We start from the raw sequence: 2,487 nt of genomic DNA, 5'->3' as shown, positions 1-2,487 counted from the left end.
AACAGGATCTATACTCTTTTGACCACTGCTGCCGTAAAAACCTCGAGTAAGATCATAGAGAAAATCTAAGTTTAAGGCTTCTTTCAATCGGCGGTAGAAATTTGTGGGCGGTACGCGGTCACTCAACTGAAAACTGTTGAATAACTGCTCTTGCTATACTTTTTTGCCTTGCATATCATGAAATTAATCTTTTTTAGTAAATTGTGCAACACGCACAGCGTATAACAAAAATACTTGGGTAAGCGGTAAGCCCAAAATAAAAGTTTACCACGAAAATTAATAACCACAACCGAAATGTATAGACGATTTTCACCGCACTTTCTGTTATACAAATTCGTTAGCCACAATATGGACAAAAATTTTCATTTCAATTTAAAATCGATATCTATGAAAAAAATCTTAATATTTCTGATTTTAATTTTTAGCGTAAATTCAAGTTTCGCAAAGTGTTCGATGATTGGAATTAGTTTTTTTTCCTGAAACTAAGGAAATTAGTTTGAATTCAATGTTCATCATTCAAGGTTATGCTTTTAGTCAAAAAACAATTAAAAGTTTTAAAGAAAACAAAGTCTTTCTTAAAAGTGAAAATGGAGAATTAGTTGAATTAAACCTCCAAGAAATTTTGATTGGTCAAAAAAAAATATCACAAGCAATATTTTGTCCAGCAACCGAATTAGAACCTAATACAAAATACTATCTTAAGTTTTCGGAAATCAGTGAAAACGAAACTAATGAAACATCCATTTACGAATTAGATAAAAAAGAAAGTGAAAAAGTTTATTGGATAACAACTAACAATAAATCAGTGGAATCCTTAAATTCTGATATTACTCTTGAATTCGAAAAAACACAGATTACTCATTATGGTTGTGGGCCTGAAGCTTATGCTATTTTCAATATTAAAAATAATCCAGATTCTGAAATTTGGTATAAAACTGAACTTATTGAATTAGAAACGAATGAAAAATTTGTTTACTATATAAAAGAATGGAAGGGTAAATTAAATGTTGGTCACAGTATGTGTTCAGGAGCATTTGCTTTTAATAAAGAGGGGAAATATAAAGTAAGGTTTACACCAATGAGTATTGACGGAAAAAAGTCAACTACAACTAACTGGATAACTTTTGAAAGTCCATTTATGAATGATAAAAGTATATTCGGTAAATAAAATACTGTGGCTAACAACGGTAATCGTTGCACAAGCCTCTAATTCTAAGAAAAGAGGATTATTCTGATTTTTAGGAATAGTTAAATTTTTGATTTCTAAGTGTATGGTATTATTGAAATCTACTATTAATTTTAAATTTGATTAAGAAAGAGGTTGTGCAACAAGCACAACGTATATAGTTCATTGCTTCTGACTTTCCTCTCGGAAAGTTCTTGCAAATTTGCTATCTTCGGGTTACGGCGGAAAATCCTCGCGGATTTTAAGGCAACGAAACCATAGCCAAACACGTTGCCAACAAGTTAACTGAACCGAGAAACTGATAGACTAATTGAAACGGAACGTTCACTAATTTTCGATTTCAGAATTAATAAAGGAAATTTAAGTTTGAATTAAAATAACAGAATATGAAAACCATTTTTACCGTCTTAATGTTATTCTTAACATTTAATTCATTTTGCCAAGAGCTTTCTGGGCAAAAATCAATTAACAAACCAAGCTATTCGGAGAATTCAGAATTAAAAGTATTTTATTCAGACAAATCAAGCGAATTTCATTCTGAGCAAAAACCAGCAGCAATATTTGTTAATGACAAATTTGTTGGAAGTCAAGAAATGCTGAATTTTATAAATCAAGATAAAATTGAGACAATCAATATAGAAAAGGAAATATTTGAAATAAACGGAACAGAATTTTATGGAAAGATTTATATAAAAATGAAACCTGATTACAATCTGAAGTTTCTAACATTAGAAGAGCTTTCTGCAAAATATTTGGAATTGATTGAAAATCCGATAATCTATCAAATCGACGAAAAAGTCATTAAGAACCGCAAAAACAAAATTTTAGTTGACGAGAATTTTATTTTAAAAATTGTTGTTGAGAATGTAAAAACATCTGAAAAGAATACAGAAATAAATCTGATTAGACTTGTAACAAAAACGCCCGAAAATATAAAAAAGGCGAACGAAATACGAATAAGAGGAATTGAAAAAATAAAACCAGTTGCCAACAATGGTAACCGTTGTTCAAGTCTAAATTTCTAAGAAAAGAGGATTATTTTGATTTTTAGGAATAGTTAAATTATTGATTTATAAGGGTATGCTATTATTGAAATCTACTATTATTTTTAAATTTGATAAAGAAAGAGGTTGTGCAACACGCACAATGGTAACCGTTGCACAACCCCATAATTAAAAAAAACGTATTCATTTAAACCGCTTTAGAGCGGTTTTCTAGTTTTATATCGTTTGTAAATTAGCAAAATGAAGTGCCTTTAAAATGTATCTGTAGGCTTGCTTTAATCCAATTTTGGGTATTAA

At 29.8% G+C, this 2,487-nt stretch carries 2 protein-coding genes; both read left to right on the top strand.

Annotated elements, in window-relative coordinates; all coding sequences use genetic code 11:
• The first annotated feature begins 457 nt into the window (after nt 1-457).
• Entirely contained in the window at nt 458-1,168 is a 711-nt protein-coding gene (locus KW502_RS15130; protein ID WP_219041388.1) for a hypothetical protein, read from the top strand.
• Nucleotides 1,169-1,572: 404 nt separating this feature from the next.
• The gene (locus tag KW502_RS15125; RefSeq protein ID WP_219041387.1) at nt 1,573-2,211 is read left to right on the top strand and encodes a hypothetical protein; all 639 of its coding nucleotides are present in this window, start codon (nt 1,573-1,575) and stop codon (nt 2,209-2,211) included.
• Nucleotides 2,212-2,487 lie beyond the last annotated feature (276 nt).

The sequence above is a fragment of the Mesonia aestuariivivens genome (assembly GCF_019311235.1).
GTDB classification, from domain to species: Bacteria; Bacteroidota; Bacteroidia; order Flavobacteriales; family Flavobacteriaceae; genus Mesonia; species Mesonia aestuariivivens.
Note: the sequence above shows the minus strand (reverse complement) of the source record. Positions and strands in the feature narration are given on the sequence as shown.

What these genes read in the sequence shown, in the direction of transcription:
- KW502_RS15125 (WP_219041387.1), top strand. Translation starts at nt 1,573, where the DNA reads ATGAAAACCATTTTTACCGTCTTAATGTTATTCTTAACATTTAATTCA.